The sequence below is a fragment of the Halorhodospira halophila genome (genome assembly GCF_016653405.1).
Taxonomy (GTDB): domain Bacteria; phylum Pseudomonadota; class Gammaproteobacteria; order Nitrococcales; family Halorhodospiraceae; genus Halorhodospira; species Halorhodospira halophila_A.
Map to the genome: position 1 here is coordinate 41,425 of NZ_NHSN01000002.1, position 19,357 is coordinate 60,781.

Consider the following 19,357-nt stretch of genomic DNA (forward strand, 5'->3'; position numbering starts at 1 on the left):
CAAGCCCGACCCCGGCAGCATGACCCGCTACCGGGGTCCCATTCATTGAGGTAGGCGGATATGGCCATCATCGAGTGCAACGACCTGCACAAGAGTTACGAAAAGCTTCGGGTACTGCGCGGGATCGACTTCCGCATGGAAGCCGGCGAGGGTGTCGTTCTCCTCGGTGCCAATGGATGCGGGAAATCGACCCTAATGAGGTGCATCAGCGGGCTGGAACGACCGCAACAAGGCGGCGTCCGTGTACTGGGTACGGATCTGGCCCAGTCCGGGCGCCGCTCACTGCGAGAGGCGCGCACCCGCATCGGTATGGTGTTCCAGAAGTTCAATCTGGTGCAGAACCTGAGCGTCTTTCAGAACGTCCTTTACGGGGCCAGCGGCCGCCACCGCAGTTTCTGGTCCGTCACGGCCCCCTTCGCGGCGGCCGAGGAACGGGACTACGCCATGCACTGCCTGGAGCGGGTCAACCTCGCCGATCGTGCTGGCCAGCGCGCCGACCAGCTCTCCGGCGGACAGCAGCAGCGGGTGGCCATCGCCCGTACGCTGATGCAGCAACCCACCGTCGTCCTCGCCGACGAGCCGGTTGCGAGTCTCGATCCGCGCTCGGCCCGCGAGGTCATGGAGCTGCTCTGGGGGATCGTCCGAGAGGAGCGACTCAGCCTGCTCTGCTGCCTACATCAACTCGACTTTGCCGAAGAGTTCGGTGAACGGGCCCTCGGCATGAAGGCTGGCCGAATCGTGCTCGACCGCCCCATGGCGGACATCCGCCGCGCTGAGCTTGACGCCCTCTACGAGGGCGCCGTGCGCGTCGATGAGGCGGAGACGAAACCCCGGCTCGCCGTCGCTTCCTGAGCCGGACCGCCCTACGTCAAACACCGCACCAATCCGTCTTCGAAGAGGTCAGCGATGACTAGCCACGAGCCCCGCTCGACGGCCACGCCGGAGCGTTTCCAGCGGCCGTCGGTCTTTACCTGGGTGGTACTCGTCGGGTTCCTGGCATTCCTCATCCAGGGACTGAGCACGATCGACACAACCTTCGAGCGGCTTCTGCAAGGCATGGGCAACCTGGGCGATTTCTTCGCCCGTGCAGTACCACCTGATTTCAGCCGCTTCGACAGCATCGCCGGGGCGATGCTGGAGACCCTCAACATGGCGGTGGTCGGCGTCACCGCAGGCGTCATCCTGAGCGTGCCCATGGCGCTGCTCTGCTCCCGCAACACCACACCGCACTGGAGCATCGCGTGGATTTCCCGGGGCGTCGTGGCCACCCTACGGACGGTCCCCGAACTCGTCTGGGCGCTGATCTTCGTAGCGGCCGTTGGCCTGGGGCCTCTGGCCGGCATCCTGGCCATCGTCATGGACACCATCGGCTTCGCGGCGCGGTTCTTTTCAGAACGCATCGAGGAGATCCCCAAGGGGCCCTCCGAGGCACTCGCCTCCACCGGCGCAAGCCGAACAGGGACGATCATCGGCGCCATCCTCCCGGAAGCGAGCGCGTCGATGACGGCCACCAGCCTCTACAGCATCGAGAAAGGGATTCGCTCGGCCATCGTTCTGGGACTGGTCGGCGCCGGCGGGATTGGGGTGGAACTGAGCACCGCCATGAGCATGTTCAACTACGACGCCGCACTGGCGATCATCATCGTGATCCTGCTGGTGGTCATCGGCGTCGAGCAGGTCTCTTCGGCGATTCGACAGCGGCTTCTCTAGCCGTCGGCACGCTGCGTTCCCTGCGCAGCCTGTGCTGCGCAGGGGACAGGCCCTTCGGACAGAGTCAAACGGGAGCGGCTCGCGATCTACGCGATCGTGGCCGCGCGACGCAGCAGGTCGATGGTGGTCACGATGCCGACGTAGCGTCCCTCTTCATCAACGACCAGGCACTCGTCCCCGGCCGAGGGCAGCCCTTCCCGGAAACGGCCGAGCATAAGGCGCCAGGGCTCCTCGGCGCGCCAGATGGCGCGTGGCGGTCGGGACAGCTCATAGACGCGACTCGGCCGTTTCACCGTCACCCAACCGTCGTTCTGGCGCACCCACGCGGTCAGTTCGTCCCGCCGCAGGATGCCAACCGGGAGCCCGCACTCATCAATGACCGGCAGACTACGCAACCCGTACCAGTACCCGGCCGATAGAGGGACCGCAACCAACGGGGCAGTGGCCGCGATGGCCGGCACCCGCCGGGCGAGTTCACCCAGCGTTGCGGGATGGCCTGCCATAGCCGGTGCCGGTTCGCGGATTCCCCCTGGGTCGGACGTCAGCGCGGAGACCGGGGCACGGTCCGGGGAACTTTCCAGGGACATCATCATAGCGGCACCTCCATTGCGGTCAGAAACTGTCGAGGAGGCTACCCGCCAATGTTGTCCGGAACGTGAATGTCGCGCGACTTTTGCGTTGCGCTTATCGACTTCACGACGGTAGCCAAGCACATCCGGCGTACTTAGCATCCTCCGTTCAGGCTGCCGACCCACATACAGACTCCGAGGACTATCGATGGCTGACGCCCCCGCGCTACCCGGTCGCTGGCACACCCTCGCCAGCGTCTTTTTCCGGCCACGCCGGATCCTGGAGGAGTGGCACGACGCCGATCCGGACGTGCCGTGGATCCTGGCGCGGCTGACGGTACCGTTGTTGCTGGCCAGCGTGCTCGGGGCCGGGATCGCCCACGCCCTGATCCCCAGCGGGTTCCCGCCAGAGACCCGCCCCGACCCCATCGGTTTCGGCATCTACAGCGCCCTGACCCAGTTTGTCGGCGTCATCGCCCTGGCGGCCGCAGCGCACTATCTTTGCGACCTATTCCAGGGCTATTCGGACTTCCGGCGTCCACTGACCGCGGTCTCCGTGGCTCTGATCCCCGCCTGGGTAGGCAACGTGGTGGCTGCCCTGCCCTGGCCGGTGGGGCCACACCTGGCCCTGTTGCTGATCCTCTACAGCCTGGGGCTGCTTTACGCCGCCTTTGCCGTCATCGCCGGGGTGCGCAAGGGCAACCGCCTGGGCCACTACCTGGCCGCGCTTGGCGCCGCCCTGCTGGTGACGTTTGCCTTCGGCTGGCAAGCCATGAGCCTGATCCCCGGGGCTGCACCGGAAGTTCGCCTGGGTACCACCTGGTTGATCTAGCGACGGGCTGCAACCCTGGCCTGGTGACGCTATCCTCCGTGCAAGAGCCCGGTGCCGCCCACGGAGAATACGCCCATGTCGATCGAAGAAGGCCAGCCCGCCCCCGATTTCACCCTGTCAGACGCCGACGGCAAGCACGTGACCCTCAGCGCCCTGCGGGGTCAGCCGGTGGTCGTCTACTTCTACCCCAAGGACGAGACGCCGGGCTGCACCAAGGAGGCCTGCGCCTTTCGCGATATCTGGGCCGATTTGCAGGAGACCGGAGCGGCCGTGCTGGGGATCTCCCCCGATGACGCAGCCTCCCACCAACGCTTCCGGGACCGGCACGAACTCCCTTTCACGCTGCTCAGCGACCCGGATAAAGAGGTCATGAGCCGCTACGGCGCCTGGGGCGAGAAGAACATGTACGGGCGCAAGAGCATGGGCGTGATCCGCTCTACGGTCTTGATCGACGCCGAAGGGGTTGTCCGCAAGCATTGGCGCCGGGTCTCGAAGGCCGAGGCCCATCCTCACAAGGTCCTGGAGGCCCTGCAGCAGCTGGTCTAGTCGCGCCCGGAAGCCGGTCGTGGATCAGTCGACCTGCCACAGGCGCAGGCGGCGGTCTTCGCCCACCGAAAGACCCAGCCCCCCGTCCTGAGTGAAGGCCACGCCCCACACCGCCCGGTCGTGGCCCGCATACCTGCGCACCGGCTCGACCGGCTGATCGTCCTCCGGCTCGGCTTCCAGGTCCCAGAGCTTGAGCGACCCGTCCCGAGCCCCGGTCAGCGCACGGTGGCCGTCAGGGCTGACGGTCACCGCCAGCACCTCCGCGCGATGGCCCTCCAGGCGCAGAGCAAGGTGGCCGCGGTCGAGCTGCCAGAGTTTGACCGCACCACTCTGGGTGCCGGCCAGCGCGTGCCGGCCACGCGGGGTGAACGCCACCGCCTCCACCGGCCCTGACTCATCCGGCGCAAAGGCGCCGATCGCGCGACCGTACGTGGCATTCCAAAGCACCAGGGGCTCATCGCCAGCCCCGGCGGAAAGGGCCCGAGCACCATCAGAGTCGTAGGTCACGGCGTGGAAGGCGGCCTGCTGCTCGCGGAACGTGCGCAGCTGACGGCCGCTGGCCGTATCCCAGAGCTGCAGCTTGCCCGCCTCGGTGGCCACCAGGGCCCGCTGCCCCCGAGGGCTCAGCGCCAGTGCACGGATCGGCGAATCGGCCTCAACCAGGGTTCGCTGCGCCTGATCCCGGTCGGTCTGCCAGAGCTTCACCACCCCGGCCGCATCGCCCGAGAGGAAGCTGCGCCCATCGGCACTGGCCGTCACCGCGTTCACCGCCGCGGCGTGCCCCGGGTAGGTGCGCAGCACCTGTCCGTCCTCCAGGCGCCATAGCTTGATCCGGCGGTCCGCCGACGCGGTGAGCACCCGGCCGTCCGGCAAAGACGCGACGGCCCGCACGGCGTCGCGATGCTCCCGGTAGCTGGCCAGCGGATCGCCCGGGCCACTCAGCGTCAGGTGGAAGGTCTGCTCGGTGTCGGCACGCAGGGTCACCTCCCGTTCGGCGCGCATGGGCTCACCGTGGTCGGTGTCCTCGGCAGGGATCTTCGCCTCGATGGCATACGTGCCCGGCGGCAGCCGCACCATGAAGGTGTCCCGCGTCCGCTGCGGCGAGATCCCGTAGGGTTCGCCGTCGATGCGCAGCTCCGCCTCGCCCGGCTCGGTAGAGATGCGCAGGGTCGCGGTGGAGTCGCCAGAAACCGCAGGAGTCAGGCTCAGCAGCGCCACGCCGAGCCAGCCGACCAGGAATCGGTACCAACCCATCGCCCAACCCTCCCGGTTGATCGGTCGCACCCCCACTCGGGCGACGGTACGTTACACCTACCCGAAGCCGGGCCCGAACCGGTCCAGCACACCGCGCTGCCCGAGCAGGCGCTCGGTGACCATCGTCAGGCGCTGCGACCAGCCCTCCCGTTGACGGAAATCGACCTCCAACAGGTGCGCCTGCTCGCGCTGAGCCATGATGCAGTCATCACTGGTCTGCAGCGCGTCGATCAATCCCGCTTCCAGGGCCCGCTCAGCCAGCCAGAACTCTCCAGTGGCCACCGTCTCAACATCCAGCTGCGGGCGGTAACGACGGAGGAACCCCTTGAACTGTTCGTGGATGTGGGCCAGGTCCTCGCGAAAGCGCTCCCGGTCGGCCTCGGTGTTTTCCCCGAACAGGGTCAGGGTCCGCTTGTACGCCCCGGCGGTATGCTGCTCGAAATCGATGTCACGGTTGCGCAGCCAGCGGTGGAAATTCGGCAGGCTCCCGACCACCCCGATGGACCCGATCAACGCAAACGGTGCCGCCACGATACGGTCCCCGACCACCGCCATCAGGTAGCCGCCGCTGGCGGCAACCCGATCCACACATACGGTCAAGTAAATCCCGGCCTCGCGCAGGCGCGCCAGCTGCGAGGCTGCCAGCCCATAGGCCGGCACGGCACCGCCGGGGCTCTCGAGGCGGAGGATCACCTCGTCCTGCCCGGGGCGGGCCGCGGCGATCACCGCGGTAATCTCCTCGCGCAGCCCCTCCACGGCACGGGCCCGGATGTCGCCGCGGAAATCCAGGACGTAGACGCGCTTATCCGGCAGCTCGGCGGGCGGTGGATCCACCGGTTTACGCTGCAGCTTCCTGCGCAGCCGACCTCGCCAGGAGCTCGGGGCACCGGCGCGGCGCAGCGCCTCCGCACGCTGCCGGTAGACACCGTTGAGCGCTCGCACCTGCAGCCGACCCGCCCCAGCGCCTCCCTCCTGGCGCATGCGGAATACCGCCGCGAGGATAAACAGGACGGCGAGCACCACAGTAGCGGTCTTGGCCAGGAACAGCAGGTATTCGTTTAGCATCCGTCGGATCTCGGCAGGGCATCGCTTCGGTAACCCTAGCATGCGCGCGGCCCGATGCTCCTACCTTCCGGAAGCAGCGGCAGATCCCCCGCCTCTCAGAGCCGCTGGAGCGCGATACGCAAGGCGTCCCCCTGGTCCTTGGCCTTGAAGTAGACCTCGTGATAGGGGGTATCCGGGTCGGTGAGATCCACGCGCACCCGCAGCTGCCGGGCCAGGGGCATGGATCGACTCTCCACCTTGCGGATCTCATCGACCTGCACCTGCAGGGCCCGGGCCGCGGTCACAAAGAACGCATGCCGGTTCTCTTTGTCGAGCACCGCCCATTCGCCCCGCCCCTGAAAGACCTCGCTGATCTCAAAGCCTTCCTTCGCCAGCCGGCTCACGTTGCGCTGGCGGAGGAAAGGCGCCAGCAGTAGGTTGTAGAGCACCCCGACCACCATCGAGACCAAAACCAGGGCGAAACCTGCGACGACCACGTAGAACAGCCGCACAGCGGCATCCGCCTCAAGGCCCAGCTGGAGCAGCCCAGCCGGCAGCACCCCCTGGAACAGACCGAGCACCGCGGCCCAGGTATCCGCAGCGAGGAAGACGCTGACAAAGGAGAAGACCAGCATCACGAGCAGCCCCGTGAACGCCAGCAGGAACAGCAGCGACTCGAAAGCGACACCGACCGGATTCTTGACGATCAGCCGGGAAAATACACTGGCCATACGCGACTCCACCCCTCTGTTTGGTCAACGAGACACCCCGCGGCACCGATCCGCTGTGGGCCGCCGACTCATCGAAAACCGATGGATGGTAACGGCAACGACGTGAACCTGGCACCGCAATGCGTCCAGATACCGCGCTGGGCGTGCCCAACGGACATTCGATCGATGTTTGATGACGGATGCGCTCCGCCCCCCCAGGGCGTGAGCGTCGGGGGAAGGAACGAAGCCGCCGACAGCGCCTGAGCGCCCGGTGAGGCGGATTGGGCGGAAAGCGCGGTCAGAATCGGGAGTTGCAGGCCCTGACAATGCCGTCGGCCGAGCTGCGATAGAGGACAATGGAACCTGGGGCAGGTCGTTTCACGGGCGGGGGAGGAAATGGCGTCCCCAACGGGATTCGAACCCGTGTCGCCACCTTGAAAGGGTGGTGTCCTAGGCCAGCTAGACGATGGGGACGCTGTGCCGTAAAGCGAGCGCAATGGTAAGGGCGGCTGACGGGGGTGTCAACACTTCCGGCCATGACGATCGCACCGGCTCTGTTAAACTGGCGGAACACTGACCGAAGAGCACCCTCCAGGTCCTGCATGGCTCCGCAAACCGGCACGACGTTACACCTCCCGGAGGCGGCCCTGTACCGACTGGGGCTGACCGCACAGCCCTTCGTCGGCATCCCCGACCCTCCCTTCGAGGACAGCGCCCGAATCACGCAGATCAACGTCACGCTGAGTCTCCTGCAAAGCGGCGAACGCATCGTGCTCATTAGCGGCGACGCGGGCCTGGGCAAGACGACACTCCTGCGCCGCCTGGCCGAATCTCAGCCCCCCGGGCTGAGCATGCAGCGGGTCCAGGGCGACGGTGCCGACATCGATACCCTGTGGGGCGCTCTGGTCGCCGCCGCGGAGGCCGAGGAAGGCACCCTGGCTCCTCGATCCCGCGAACAGGCCTTGAACTACGTGCGGAGTGCCCGCCGTGGCGGCGTTCGCCCCGCCCTGCTTATCGATGATGCCCACGCCCTGCCCGCACGGGAGATCGACGAGCTGCTTGGACTGTGGACAGAACTCGCCGAGGACGACGAGGCCTTCAGCCTCGCCATGGCCCTCGAGCCCGCCGGCCTGCAGAGCCTCCCGGAGACGCCGCCCGCGGAGCGGTTTCACACCACGACCCTATACCCGCTGAGCCAGGAGCAGACCGGCGCCTACCTGGACCACCGAACCCGAAGCGCCGGTGCCGAGCACACCCTGTTCGACCCGCACGAGATCGAGGACATATTCCGGCAATCCGGCGGACACCCGGAGCGGATCAACGAGGCGGCCTATCGACGCCTGACCGCCCGGCTGGCCAGTTCCGACCAGCCGGCGCCCAAGCCGGGGCCGCGCCCGGCGAAATCGCCCGGGCTCCGCGGCACCGGCTTACGGTGGGCCCTGGCCGGTGTCACCGGGATCACGGCCGCGTCGGCGGGCACCTACTGGCTGCTCACGCACCAGCTATCCACCGGCCCGGCGACGGAGGAACTCGCCATCGAGGATTTCGAGGAACCCGAGGAGGAGACAGTCGCGGCCGAAAGCGAAGAGATCGAGCCGGCAAGCGACACACCCTTTGGCCTGGATCTACCCGGGCGCTACAGCTTCCGGGACAGCCCTGACGAACAGGAGCCACCCTCCCCCACGGGACAGTCGACGACCAACCTGCAGCTCCTCGACACCCCGGATGCTGCGCAAGGGCCAACTGACAGCGGTCCGACCGAGGGCGAGCCGGGCACCGAAACCGCGGAGGAGGACCTGGCCGATAGCGCGGACTGGATCCGCGGCGAGGACGGGGAGCGCTACACCATCCAGCTGCTGGCCGCCTCTGAGCCAGCTCCGCTGCAGGAATACGCGGGGCAACAGCCACTGGATGAGCCGACCCACGTGGTCGCTACGGAGCGCGACGACGGCGATCTGTGGTTCCTGCTATTACACGGCTCCCACGAAGACCGAGAGGCCGCTCACGCAGCCCTTGACGCCCTCCCAGAAGCGGTCGCGGAGCGCGGTGCGTGGGTGCGCTCCTTCGAGTCCGTAGCCGAGAGCCTGGCGGCCGAGGACTAGTCCGGCGTCACCAGGGCGACACCTGTAGCAGAGCGACATTTTTTTGACGCACCAAGGGTGTCAATTGCTTGACATGTCAGCACAACGTCCCACGGTGTGGATCCGCTTCCCAGAGGCCAGCGGCCGGCCGGATCTGCCGTTGCGCCTGGGGGACACCCTGGAGGCGCGGGCCCGGCTCACCGGGGCCGGGCTGATCCTGATCCTCGGCGCCCACCGCCTCCCCGCACGGGCCGATGTACCGGTGGCCGGCGGCGATCGCCTGCGACTGCGTGTGGCCAGCGTGGGCCACCCCCTGGTGCTACAGGTCACCGACCACCTTGGCCCCCGCCCGGCGCTGCAGTGGACCCTGCGCCAGGCCCTGCCCCGCCAGGCCACTGCGGAATCGCTGGTAGGCGACCTGCGCAGCGCACTCCGGCGCCCTCTTACCAACCTTGATTTGCACACAGCGTGCCAAGAGTTCCAGGATGCCGTGCCGTCGGCACGCTCACTGAGCTCCGCCGCCGGTATCCGCGAGACCTTGGCCCACGCCGGCCTCTACTTGGAGGCTCGACTGGCCCGCGGTGCCGACACGGGCGCGGATCTCAAGGGGCGGTTGAGCGCCTGGCTCGCTGCATTGCGCCCACGCCACCCGGAGGGGGGCGACCGCAAGAGGCCCACGCCGGAGTTCCCGCCGGCCGAGCGCGCCCTGCTCGACCAACTGGAGGCCTTCTTCTGGCGCATCCAGGCACTTCAGGCCCACCGTGCCCTCCACACCCGCGGGACACGCGACTGGACGCTCGACATCCCGGTACGCCAGGGCGACGCCCTGCACGCCCTGCGACTGCGCATCCGCCCCGCCACCGGGGCAGACGGCGGCGCAGCGTGGACCATCGAGGCCCGTCTGGCACTCGAGCGACTGGGCCCGGTGGCAGTCTCGCTGCACCTGGCCGGCGGGCGCGCCGATCTGGCCTGGTGGGCCCAGCAGCGTGTCAGCGCCGAGCGCCTGGCCAACGCGCTCCCGAAGCTTGAACAACGCCTCCGCGCCGCCGGCCTCGAACCCGGCGCGATTACCTGCTACCACGGGTGGCCGGCTCACGACGGTACCGCCCCTTCATCCACCGCGACCCAGGGGATCATCGATGAGCAGATCTGATCCGGAGCCGGACGAGTTCGGGCGGACCCTCCTGGAGCGAGCCGCAACCCGGGGCTTCGCGCTACCCGACGACCCCGACCTGGCCGCGGCACTGGCCCGCCTTGAGGACGACGCGGAACCACCCCCCGAGGTTGCGGAGGCCATCGCTGCCCTACTGGCGTTCACCTGGACGGTGGAGCAGGATGTCGGGCCCGCCGGCGCCGGCCCGTCACTCGATCACCCGGAGGCGCCGCCCTCTCCGCGCCCCGGACCGTGAAGCAGAACCACCAGGTCCGCCTCCACCTGACTGATCTCGCAGGTATCGGCGATCTCCCGGGCCTCGGCCCCCTTGCGCGCCATGCGGATCGCCTGATTGAAGCGGCTGCCATCCGTGCCGCCGGCTGCGGCCACCTGATCCAGACGCCGCCGCAGCCGGGCCAGGTTCTGCTCCAGCCGGGCCAGGTGCTCCCCCTGGCCGACCGCCCCCGCGGAGAGCCCCCGGAAGTGCTCGAGGATCTGCCGGGTCGTGGTCTCGACGCTCTCCATGCGTTGCTCAGCCTGCTGGACCCGCTCCAGGGTGCGCTGCACGCGGTAAACGGCATAGGCCGACGCCACCAGGGCACCGGCTAGAACGGCGAGCACCACCCCGATCAGCCACGCCATGCGGCCCTCCTCGTTAGCGGGTTCGCCGCCACTTGGTCCCCTCCGGCGTGTCCTCCAGCTCAATCCCCCGCGCCTGGAGTTCGTCCCGGATCCGATCGGCCTCGGCGAAATCCTTCGCCTTGCGCGCCGCTGCCCGCTGCGCCACGAGCGCCTCGATCTCGTCGACCTCGGCATCCGCAACATCGCCGCGCAGGTAGCTCTCCGGGTCCTGCTGCAACAGCCCGAGGACCGCGCCGAGCTCACGCAGCTCGGCGGCTGCCGCAGCAGCTCCTGCCTCGTCACCGCCCTCGCGCAGCCGGTTGATCTCACGGGCACTCTCGAAGAGCACCGCGAGGGCTTCACGGGTATTGAAGTCGTCGTCCATCGCCTCACGGAAGCGCTCCCGCGCCCGGCTGCACGCCGGTTCTGCCTCCGGCAGTCCGCGCAGGGCGTTGTAGAGCCGCTCCAGCCCCCCGCGGGCCTCGCCCAGTGCATCCCCCGTGTAATTGAGCGGGCTGCGGTAGTGACTCGAGAGCAGGAAAAGACGGACGGCCTCGGCCGGATGCTCGGCCAGGACGTCGCGCACCGTAAAGAAGTTGCCCAGCGACTTGGCCATCTTCTCGTCATCGATGCGCACGTGGCCGTTGTGCATCCAGTAGTTGACGAAACGGTGACCGCTGGCGCACTCGCTCTGGGCGATTTCGTTCTCATGGTGCGGGAACTGCAGATCGACCCCGCCCCCATGGATATCGAAGTGGCTGCCGAGTAGGTCACGGGACATGGCCGAGCATTCGATGTGCCAGCCGGGCCGACCATCTCCCCACGGCGAGGGCCAGGCCGGCTCACCGCTCTTGGCCGCTTTCCAGAGGACGAAATCCACCGGATCACGCTTGGCTTCGTCCGGCTCGATGCGCGAGCCCGAGCGCAGTTCCTCCACCCGACGCCCGGACAGCTTGCCGTACGCCGGGAAGCTGGCCACCGAGAAGTAGACGTCGCCGTTCTCGCCAACGTAGGCGTGGCCGCCGGAGATCAGCTCCTCGATCAGCGCGATCATCGACTCAAGGCGCTCGGTGGCACGCGGCTCATGGTCGGGGCGCTCGACGCCCAGCGCCGCGCAGTCCTCGTGCATGGCCTGGATGAAGCGATCGGTCAGGGCGCTCATTGGCTCGCCGTTCTCCGCCGCGCGGCGGATGATCTTGTCGTCGATGTCGGTGATGTTGCGCACGTAGGTCACCTCGTAACCCTGCCAGCGCAGATACCGGACCACCGCATCGAAGACCACCAGGGCACGGGCGTGGCCCAGATGGCAGAGGTCGTAGACCGTCATGCCGCAGACGTAGATCCGCACCCGCCCCGGCTCAATGGGCCGGAACGGCTCCTTGGCTCCGGTCAGACTGTTGTGGATCTTCAGCATCACTCCCCCTGCGCGCCTTGCTCCGCGGCGAGGGTGGCGGCGCGCCTGAGCCGCTCAACCACCCGCTCACCGCCCATCAGGTCGACCACCGGCTGCAGCTCCGGACCGCTACATCGACCGGTGAGCGCCGCGCGCAGCGGCATGAAGAGTCGCTTGCCCTTGACCCCGGTACGTTCCTTGACCGCCTCGGTCAGCCCCTTGAACCGGGTGTAGCCCTCCTCAGCGGCACCCACGGCAGCCTCGAAGAACTCCGGCCCCGCCGAGACGATGGCCGCCTCGGCGTCGGCATCGAGCCCCGGCGGCCCGGCGAAGACCCGTTTGGCCCAGTCCCGCGCATCCGCCGGGAAACGCACGTTATCGCGCACGGCGTTGACCAGGTCGTCGGCGTACCCGGGGGGCACCAGGGCATCGATCCCCATCCACGGCCGCAGGCGCCGCGCCGGGCTGCGGTGCACCGCCTCGTCCTGCCAGTGCCGCAGATGGTCCGGGTCAAAACGCGACGGCGCCGTGCTGATACGCGCCGGATCGAAGACCTCGGCCAAGCCGGCCAGATCGAGCAGCGCTTCGGACGCGCAGGTGTGCCCGACCCGGGCCAGGTAATTGAGCATGGCCTCGGGCAGATACCCCTCTCGAGCCAACTCACCGACGGAGCGACTGCCGTTGCGCTTGGACAGCGGCGCGCCATCGGCCCCGGTGATCAGCCCCATGTGGCCGTAACGCGGCGCCGACAGCCCCAAGGCCTTCAGGATGAGCAACTGCCGCGGGGTGTTCGTAAGGTGATCATCCCCCCGCAGGACATCGGTGATCCCCATCAGCGCGTCATCGACAGCGTTGGTGAACAGATACGCGGCGGTGCCGTCGGCGCGGCGGATGATGAAGTCGCCGATGTCATCCGTCCGGAAGCTCTGCTCACCGTGGATGCGATCATCGAAGCGCACCTGCTCACCGCTCGGCACCCGGAACCGCAGAGCCGGCTGCACCCCCTCGGCGCGCTTGCGCGCCACCTCATCGGCGCTGAGGCGTGCGCAGGTGCCGGGATAGCGCGGCGGCTGCCCGGCCGAGCGCTGGGCACGCCGGGCCATCTCCAGCTCGCGCTCGCTGCAGAAGCAGGGGTAAGCCCACCCCTCGGCCTCGAGCTGTCGGTAGTAGGCGTCGTAGAGAAATCCCCGGTCAAACTGGTGGTACGGCGGCGCCGGACCGCCCACCTCCGGGCCTTCCTGCCAGTCCAGTCCCAGCCAGCGCAGATCGCCCATCAGCGAGCGGGTCGCCTCCGGGCTGTAGCGCTCACGATCGGTATCCTCGATCCGCAACACGAACCGCCCGCCGTTGCCGTAGGCCAGCAGGGCATTGAACAGGGCCGTGCGCAGGTTGCCGAGGTGCAGGGCCCCGGTCGGGCTCGGTGCAAAGCGCGTCTTGACGGTCATCTCGTTCATGGCGGGGCATTTTAACAGCGTCGCCCTATTCCGGGGGCATCCCACGGCCTTGCCCGCGCTCCGCCCTCGAGGGACACTGGCGCTCCGTTAATGACACCGGACTCGGACCGACGCCATGCCCCGACCCGTTCTGGTCATCGCCGACCTGCACCTGGACCGCAGCCGCCCGGCTGCGACGGACACCTTCCTGCGCTTCCTCGAGAAGGAGGCGCCGGGCGCCGAAGCCGTCTACATCTTGGGCGACCTGTTCGAGGCGTGGATCGGCGACGACGCGGTCTCCGCCGACGACCCCGTCCTGCAGGCCCTCCGTGCAGCCGCGGCGAGCACGGATATCTACGTCATGCACGGGAATCGGGATTTCCTGCTCGGTGCCGATTTCGCCGCAGCCAGCGGCACCCACCTGCTCCCCGATCCCAGCGTGGTGACCATCCACGGCGAACACGCGCTGATGATGCACGGCGACAGCCTGTGCACCGATGACGCCGAGTACATGGAGTTCCGCGCCATGGTGCGCGATCCCGCATGGCAGCAGCACTTCCTGGCGCTGCCGGTGGCGGAGCGACTCGAGCAGGCGCGCCAGGCGCGCGGCGCCAGCACCGAGCGGAACCAGCAGCTAGACGAGGCCATCATGGATGTCACCCCGGTGGCGGTGGATGCGGCACTCAGGGAGCACCAGGTGCGCTGGCTCATCCACGGCCACACGCATCGTCCGGCCATTCACGACTTGGACACACCCTTCGGTTGGGGCAAACGCTTCGTGGTGGGTGACTGGTTCGATCAGGGCAGCCTGCTGCGCTGTCAACCAGAGGGCTGGAGGCTGGAGACCCTGCCCCACGACGCCTAGCGGGCAGCAGGCGCCGCCGTCATGCAGCCTCCCCATGGGCGACGCACTTCAGCGCGCGCTCGATCACGTCGGGGCCGGCCCCCGGCTGCTGACTGCCTTCGGTCAGGGTCCGACGCCAGGCGCGGGCACCGGGCAATCCATTGAACAGCCCCATGAGCACCTTGACCAGCTGGCTCATGGGCACCCCTTCGCGCCGACGCGCCTCGACATAAGGCAGATACGCGGTCACCACAGCGCGACGCCCGGGCAACTCGCCTCCGAACAGCATGCAATCCCACTGTGCCAGCACGTAGGGATTGGAGAAGGCCTCGCGGCCGATCATCGCCCCATCGACCCACTGCAGCTGCTCCCGCAGCGTCGCCGCATCCGCAATACCACCGTTGATCGCCACCTCCAGATCCGGCCGCCGCGCCTTGAGCCGATGCACACGGAGGTAATCCAGGGGCGGGATCTCGCGATTCTCCTTGGGGCTGAGCCCCGAAAGCCATGCCTTGCGGGCATGCACAATAAAGCTCCGGCACCCCGCTGCGGCCACGGCCTCCACGAAAGCGTCCAGGAAGGCCTCGCTGTCGTGATCGTCGACCCCGATGCGGGTTTTGACCGTCACCGGCAAGCGGGTGGCCGCCTGCATCGCGGCGACGCAGTCGGCCACCCGGGCCGGCTCGAGCATCAGGCAGGCCCCGAAACGCCCCGACTGCACACGGTCACTGGGGCACCCGACGTTGAGATTGACCTCGTCGTAACCCCACTGCTCGGCGAGGCGCGCCGCGTGGGCCAGCTCCTGCGGGTCGCTACCCCCGAACTGCACCGCCACCGGGTGCTCCGCCGGGTGAAACGGCAGAAAACGTTCCGCCGCCCCGTGCCAGAGCGCCACGGCCGGCACCATCTCCGTGTAGAGACGCACGTTGGGCGCCAGCAGGCGCAGGAAGTAGCGTGCCGGCGGCGTGGTCCACTCCATCATCGGGGCCACGCTCAAACGCCCGTGTATGCACGGCGGCTCGGTCATCAGTCCCTCTCTGCAGTCACTCAGCGATGGTTTGCCGGGGCCGGCCGGCTGGGTATTATACGCCAAGGTACGGTTGCCAGCGGCACACACGCCACCCATGACCCAATCCGTGACGCTCTACGGGACCAGCGGCTGCCACCTCTGCGACGAGGCGCGCGACCTCATCCGCCGTTATGCGGCCTACACCCCGCTGCAGCTGCACGAGGCCGACGTCCTCGACCACTTCCCGGACGACCCGGCGCTCCAGGAGCGCATCCCCTTCCTGGAGGGCGAGCACCCCGGCGGGCGCCTGTTCTGGCCGTTCGATGCCGGGGACCTGCACCAGTGGCTGCAGACCGGAGGCCGACCGTGAGCCGGATGGCGCGGCTGCTCCTTTGCCTGGCACTGCTTGCGCCGGGTCTGCTCGCGGCGCAGCAGGAGCCGCCGAACGACCTGCCGTTCAAGCCGGAGGACGATGAACGATGGGTTCTGGTGGACACCGATACCTACCGGATAACCGTGTTTGAAGGGGACCGCCCCTTCGCGCATTTTGAAAACCTCGCCGTGGGCCGCTACGGCACGGCGGAAACCCGCCGTCGCGGCGACCGGACCACTCCGCTGGGAAAATTCCGCATCAACCGGATCAATGAAGAGAGCCAGTACCATCTTTTTCTCGGGCTGAATTACCCAAGTCTGGAGAATGCGCGCAAGGCCCGGGATGACGGGACCATCGACCAAGAGGAGTATCTTGATTTTCTGGATGACTTTGCCCGCCTGGGTCGTCCGCCCCAGCGGACGGCTCTGGGCGGGCATATCGGCATCCACGGGGTGGGCGATGGTGATGTCCGGTTCCACCGGCATGTCAACTGGACAGATGGCTGCGTGGCGCTGGAAGACGATCAGGTCGAGGCGCTGGCCAGCCTTGTGGGCATTGGCACACGCGTGTATATCCGCTAGCATTCAAACACGAATAGGCGCAAAAAAACCTTCCCAGCACAAGGAGATACTCGATGCCTCAACGTTTCGCATCCGTTGCCAAGCTCGCGGCTGTCGGCGCCGCCTTCGGCCTGGTCGCCGCCTGCGCCACCGTGGATGAGGATCAGATTGGCGCCGCGGTGGACCGTGAGCTTGAGGACCTCTACGCCGAGATGGACGAAACCCGCGCCATCGCTGAAGACGCCCGCGACACCGCCGAGGGCGCTGACGAGCGGGCGGCCGAGGCACACAGCATCGCCGAGGAGGCGCTGCGCAAGGCTGAGGACAACGAGGAGAAGATCGACCGCATGTTCGAGCGGACGATGCAGAAGTAACCAACCGTCGGAACCCCGGGCGTTAACGCGACGCCCGGCATCCCCGGAAGCCCGGCCCCGCGTCGGGCTTTTTTTTCGCTCCGGGCATGGCAGCAAGGGTCGTCGACCCCACGGCGGCGCAGCACCCCGCCGATAGCCGCTATGCGGCTTGGGGGGGTGCTCACTCCCCGGACGGACGATGCGGGGTGGCGTTACTCCGGGACACACGGCGGATCCGCCCGTCCTGCTCATCGGCAGCCGCGCGGACCCGCGCGCCGTCCACCCGATGGGCCGTATCGCCGAGGGCGTGGGCGACACTCTCGACGGCCATCTCGACGCGCTCCGCCCGCGACGGATCGTCTTCCTCGAAGAACGGAAACGCCTGGAGGTGGAGCACCCCGTCGGCAGACCAACCTGCCTGGAACGGCTGATTGACGATCTTCACCGGCGTGCCCACTGACAACTGATCGTAGAGGTACTCGATATCCCGCGGATGCAGCCGGATGCACCCGTGGGTGGCCCGCATCCCGATGCCCCAGGGGCGGTTGGTGCCGTGAAGCAGATAGCCACTGATGTCGAGCAGGATGGCGTGCCGACCCAGCGGGTTGTCGGGTCCCGGGGGCACTTCGCGTGGCATCGTTTCGCCTCGCTCCTCGGCCTGCTTGCGGATCGACTCCGGCGGGTACCAGGCCGGGTCCTCGATCTTCCCGGTGACCTCGGTACGCCCGAGCGGGGTTGACCAGTCCATGCGTCCGATACTGACCGGGAAGATCTCCACCACTTGCTCGTCTTCCGGGTAGTGGTAGAGGCGCATCTCGGCCAGGTTGATGACCACGCCTTCACGCGGCGCATCGGGGAGGATGTAGCGTGACGGGATGCGAACCTCCGCGCCCTCCCCCGGCAGCCAGGTATCGACGCCCGGGTTGGCCATGCGGATCTGCTCGTAGCCGACCGCATGGCGCTTGGCGACATCCAGCAGGGTATCCTCGGCATTCGCCCGGGCGGTCTGCTCCTCACCAACGACGTCGACGCCGTCCTGCAGCTCGAAGCGGTGAAGGGTCCGATCCCAGTCGTGCTCCTCGAAGGCGTCCTCGTCGACCACCTCGCCCTCGCCCGCCTGCTCGGGCGGAGGGGCTTCGTCAGCCACGACCGGCATCGCCAGCAACAGCAACCAGATCCCCGACCCGAGCAACCCTGCACCTCGCGCAGCGTCCATCCGACACCGCACCCTGCCCGCCATACGTCCCGCCATTTAGCCTATGCCCTGTAATGCTTCTCGGAGTTGCCAGAGCATACCTGCTGTCGCCCCCCAGATCAGCTGCTCCTGATGAATCAGCGCCGGGAAGCGCTCGATCCGTCCGAAGGGGCCGGGCACCCGGACCTCGCCGTCGACACGCCCCTCGAGCAGCCGTTCCAGGGGCAGCTCGAAGACCGACTCGACCTCGCCCGGATCCGGCCGCCAGATGACCGGGCTGCGAATGACGGCAACCACCGGCTGGATCACGAACCCGGTACCCGTATGGTAGCGGCCGAGCCGCCCGAGGACTCGCACCGCGTCGGGCTCGAGCCCAACCTCCTCGTGCGCCTCGCGCAGGGCGGTCGCCTCGGCGCTGGCATCGGCCGGATCGACGCGCCCCCCCGGGAAGCTCACCTGCCCCGGGTGATCACGCAGGCCGCCGGCGCGCCGCGTCAGCAGGATTCGCGGCTGATGCTGCGGCTCAAGCAGGGCGATCAGCACCGATGCCGGCACTGGGTGCCCCGGGGATCGGCGCCACCCGCGCTCAGGCCAGGCCTGCCCGGTCAGGCGGGCCCGCAGGGCCTCCGGGCAACACGCCGGTCCGGACAGGGCGACGGGCATGGCACCGTCAACCAGCGTCCGGGCCGGGGGCTGGCAAGCCGACGTTGTTGCCCTCGAGCACGCGGTCCGCCCGGTAGCTCGAACGCACCAGCGGACCCGCGACGACCTCACGGAACCCCAGCCTGAGCCCCTCCTGGCGAAGGGCCTCGAACTCGTCCGGGCTCACGAACCGCTCCACCGGAAGGTGGTTGCGGGTCGGCTGCAGATACTGCCCCAGGGTGACGATGTCCACCTCCGCCCGGCGCAAATCCTCGAAGGCCTCATGGAGCTCGGCATCCGTCTCGCCGAGCCCCACCATCAGGCTCGACTTGGTCACCACGTCGGGGCGCAACCGCTTGGCCGCCCGCAGCACGTCCAGGCTCTGCTCATAGTCGGCACGCGGGTCGCGCACCTGCGGTGAGAGGCGCCGGACCACCTCGACGTTGTGAGCGAAGACTTCCAACCCGGACTCGACCACCGTCCGCACGGCCTCTTCATCGCCACGGAAATCCGGCGTGAGGGCCTCGACCGCGGTTTCCGGATTCTCCGCCTTGATCGCCCGAACGCACTGGGCGTAATGCTCCGCTCCGCCATCGCGCAGGTCATCACGGTCGACGGAGGTCAGAACGACGTAGCGCAATCCCATCAGGCGCACCGACTCGGCGCAGTGCTGCGGCTCCCGGTCATCCAGACGCCCTTTGGGGTTGCCGGTATCCACGGAGCAGAACCGGCACGTGCGCGTGCACACCGATCCGAGAACCATAAAGGTGGCCGTGCCGTGGCTCCAGCACTCGCCCAGATTGGGACAATGGGACTCCTCGCAGACCGTGCTCAGGTGGTGGTCGTGGACGATACCGCGCACCCGACGATAGCCCTCGCCGCCGGGAGCACGCGCCTTGAGCCACTGCGGCTTGCGTGCGCGCGGCGCCTGCTGCCCATCGCCGCGGCGCTTCACGCCGTCCTTGATAGTGCGCACCCCGTCGCGTTCAAAGACACTACCGCTGCTCACCGGAATCCCCTTGAAATCGGTCATAC

22 protein-coding genes and 1 tRNA gene are annotated in these 19,357 nt (G+C 68.1%); 11 read left to right on the forward strand and 12 right to left on the reverse strand.

Annotated features, from left to right (window positions below):
* Positions 1–60: 60 nt before the first annotated feature.
* A complete protein-coding gene (gene phnC, locus CCR79_RS00845; protein ID WP_201167559.1) occupies positions 61–852 on the forward strand; it encodes a phosphonate ABC transporter ATP-binding protein in 792 nt (263 codons plus the stop codon).
* A 54-nt stretch (positions 853–906) separates the two neighbouring features.
* Entirely contained in the window at positions 907–1,710 is an 804-nt protein-coding gene (phnE, locus tag CCR79_RS00850) for a phosphonate ABC transporter, permease protein PhnE (RefSeq protein ID WP_201167561.1), read from the forward strand.
* An 86-nt stretch (positions 1,711–1,796) separates the two neighbouring features.
* Here the strand turns inward: phnE and CCR79_RS00855 are convergent, their stop codons facing one another.
* The gene (locus CCR79_RS00855; RefSeq protein ID WP_201167564.1) at positions 1,797–2,213 is read right to left on the reverse strand and encodes a CBS domain-containing protein; all 417 of its coding nucleotides are present in this window, start codon (positions 2,211–2,213) and stop codon (positions 1,797–1,799) included.
* A gap of 274 nt (positions 2,214–2,487) precedes the next feature.
* On the opposite strand from CCR79_RS00855, the gene CCR79_RS00860 reads away from it, so the two are divergent.
* Together CCR79_RS00860 and bcp are read left to right on the forward strand one after the other, a co-directional pair.
* Positions 2,488–3,111 carry a Yip1 family protein gene (locus tag CCR79_RS00860; protein WP_201167567.1) on the forward strand — a complete coding sequence of 208 codons (624 nt, stop codon included), beginning with the start codon at positions 2,488–2,490 and terminating at the stop codon, positions 3,109–3,111.
* A gap of 75 nt (positions 3,112–3,186) precedes the next feature.
* On the forward strand, positions 3,187–3,657 hold the full coding sequence (gene bcp, locus CCR79_RS00865; RefSeq protein ID WP_201167570.1) for a thioredoxin-dependent thiol peroxidase: 471 nt from the start codon (positions 3,187–3,189) through the stop codon (positions 3,655–3,657).
* A gap of 24 nt (positions 3,658–3,681) precedes the next feature.
* Here the strand turns inward: bcp and CCR79_RS00870 are convergent, their stop codons facing one another.
* The 4 genes from CCR79_RS00870 to CCR79_RS00885 form a co-directional block, all read right to left on the reverse strand.
* The gene (locus CCR79_RS00870; RefSeq protein WP_201167573.1) at positions 3,682–4,911 is read right to left on the reverse strand and encodes a hypothetical protein; all 1,230 of its coding nucleotides are present in this window, start codon (positions 4,909–4,911) and stop codon (positions 3,682–3,684) included.
* Positions 4,912–4,968: 57 nt separating this feature from the next.
* Entirely contained in the window at positions 4,969–5,976 is a 1,008-nt protein-coding gene (sohB, locus tag CCR79_RS00875; RefSeq protein WP_201167576.1) for a protease SohB, read from the reverse strand.
* A gap of 95 nt (positions 5,977–6,071) precedes the next feature.
* Entirely contained in the window at positions 6,072–6,686 is a 615-nt protein-coding gene (locus CCR79_RS00880) for a hypothetical protein (RefSeq protein WP_201167579.1), read from the reverse strand.
* 376 nt (positions 6,687–7,062) lie between these two features.
* Positions 7,063–7,139, reverse strand: a tRNA-Glu gene (locus CCR79_RS00885).
* Positions 7,140–7,267: 128 nt separating this feature from the next.
* On the opposite strand from CCR79_RS00885, the gene CCR79_RS00890 reads away from it, so the two are divergent.
* The 3 genes from CCR79_RS00890 (at position 7,268) to CCR79_RS00900 (ending at position 10,155) form a co-directional block, all read left to right on the forward strand.
* Positions 7,268–8,767 carry an AAA family ATPase gene (locus CCR79_RS00890; RefSeq protein ID WP_201167582.1) on the forward strand — a complete coding sequence of 500 codons (1,500 nt, stop codon included), beginning with the start codon at positions 7,268–7,270 and terminating at the stop codon, positions 8,765–8,767.
* Between the two features lie 73 nt (positions 8,768–8,840).
* Positions 8,841–9,899, forward strand: a complete 1,059-nt coding sequence (locus CCR79_RS13775) for a flagellar hook-length control protein FliK (protein ID WP_201167584.1) — start codon at positions 8,841–8,843, stop codon at positions 9,897–9,899.
* A complete protein-coding gene (locus CCR79_RS00900) occupies positions 9,886–10,155 on the forward strand; it encodes a hypothetical protein (protein ID WP_201167585.1) in 270 nt (89 codons plus the stop codon). Before CCR79_RS13775 ends, CCR79_RS00900 begins: the two co-directional genes overlap by 14 nt.
* Here the strand turns inward: CCR79_RS00900 and CCR79_RS00905 are convergent.
* From CCR79_RS00905 to gltX, 3 genes are read right to left on the reverse strand one after another with little or no spacing between them, the layout of a single operon-like run.
* Positions 10,116–10,541: a DUF2802 domain-containing protein gene (locus CCR79_RS00905; RefSeq protein WP_201167587.1), complete on the reverse strand. Its 426-nt coding sequence runs from the start codon at positions 10,539–10,541 to the stop codon at positions 10,116–10,118. The genes CCR79_RS00900 and CCR79_RS00905 overlap by 40 nt on opposite strands.
* A 13-nt stretch (positions 10,542–10,554) precedes the next feature.
* Positions 10,555–11,934 carry a cysteine--tRNA ligase gene (cysS, locus tag CCR79_RS00910; protein ID WP_201167589.1) on the reverse strand — a complete coding sequence of 460 codons (1,380 nt, stop codon included), beginning with the start codon at positions 11,932–11,934 and terminating at the stop codon, positions 10,555–10,557.
* Positions 11,934–13,367: a glutamate--tRNA ligase gene (gene gltX, locus CCR79_RS00915; protein WP_201167591.1), complete on the reverse strand. Its 1,434-nt coding sequence runs from the start codon at positions 13,365–13,367 to the stop codon at positions 11,934–11,936. Before gltX ends, cysS begins: the two co-directional genes overlap by 1 nt.
* A 115-nt stretch (positions 13,368–13,482) precedes the next feature.
* Between gltX and CCR79_RS00920 the strand changes: the two genes are divergently transcribed.
* The gene (locus CCR79_RS00920) at positions 13,483–14,211 is read left to right on the forward strand and encodes a UDP-2,3-diacylglucosamine diphosphatase (RefSeq protein ID WP_201167593.1); all 729 of its coding nucleotides are present in this window, start codon (positions 13,483–13,485) and stop codon (positions 14,209–14,211) included.
* Positions 14,212–14,230: 19 nt separating this feature from the next.
* On the opposite strand, the gene dusA is transcribed toward CCR79_RS00920, so the two are convergent.
* A complete protein-coding gene (gene dusA / locus CCR79_RS00925) occupies positions 14,231–15,217 on the reverse strand; it encodes a tRNA dihydrouridine(20/20a) synthase DusA (RefSeq protein ID WP_201167595.1) in 987 nt (328 codons plus the stop codon).
* Between the two features lie 97 nt (positions 15,218–15,314).
* Here dusA and CCR79_RS00930 point away from each other — a divergent pair, with 97 nt between their 5' ends.
* The 3 genes from CCR79_RS00930 to CCR79_RS00940 are packed head-to-tail and all read left to right on the forward strand — an operon-like array spanning position 15,315 to position 16,506.
* A complete protein-coding gene (locus tag CCR79_RS00930) occupies positions 15,315–15,569 on the forward strand; it encodes a glutaredoxin family protein (protein WP_201167597.1) in 255 nt (84 codons plus the stop codon).
* A gap of 5 nt (positions 15,570–15,574) precedes the next feature.
* Positions 15,575–16,153, forward strand: coding sequence for a L,D-transpeptidase (locus tag CCR79_RS00935; RefSeq protein ID WP_207190260.1), 579 nt, complete (start codon positions 15,575–15,577; stop codon positions 16,151–16,153).
* Positions 16,154–16,206: 53 nt separating this feature from the next.
* On the forward strand, positions 16,207–16,506 hold the full coding sequence (locus CCR79_RS00940; RefSeq protein WP_201167612.1) for an Lpp/OprI family alanine-zipper lipoprotein: 300 nt from the start codon (positions 16,207–16,209) through the stop codon (positions 16,504–16,506).
* Positions 16,507–16,666: 160 nt separating this feature from the next.
* On the opposite strand, the gene CCR79_RS00945 is transcribed toward CCR79_RS00940, so the two are convergent.
* The 3 genes from CCR79_RS00945 to lipA all read right to left on the reverse strand — a co-directional run bounded on the left by CCR79_RS00945 (position 16,667) and on the right by lipA (position 19,355).
* On the reverse strand, positions 16,667–17,641 hold the full coding sequence (locus CCR79_RS00945; RefSeq protein ID WP_238632930.1) for a L,D-transpeptidase family protein: 975 nt from the start codon (positions 17,639–17,641) through the stop codon (positions 16,667–16,669).
* 96 nt (positions 17,642–17,737) lie between these two features.
* Entirely contained in the window at positions 17,738–18,343 is a 606-nt protein-coding gene (locus CCR79_RS00950; RefSeq protein ID WP_201167624.1) for a CoA pyrophosphatase, read from the reverse strand.
* A gap of 7 nt (positions 18,344–18,350) precedes the next feature.
* Complete coding sequence (gene lipA / locus CCR79_RS00955) at positions 18,351–19,355, reverse strand: lipoyl synthase (RefSeq protein WP_201167630.1); 1,005 nt, start codon at positions 19,353–19,355, stop codon at positions 18,351–18,353.
* Between the last annotated feature and the right edge of the window lie 2 nt (positions 19,356–19,357).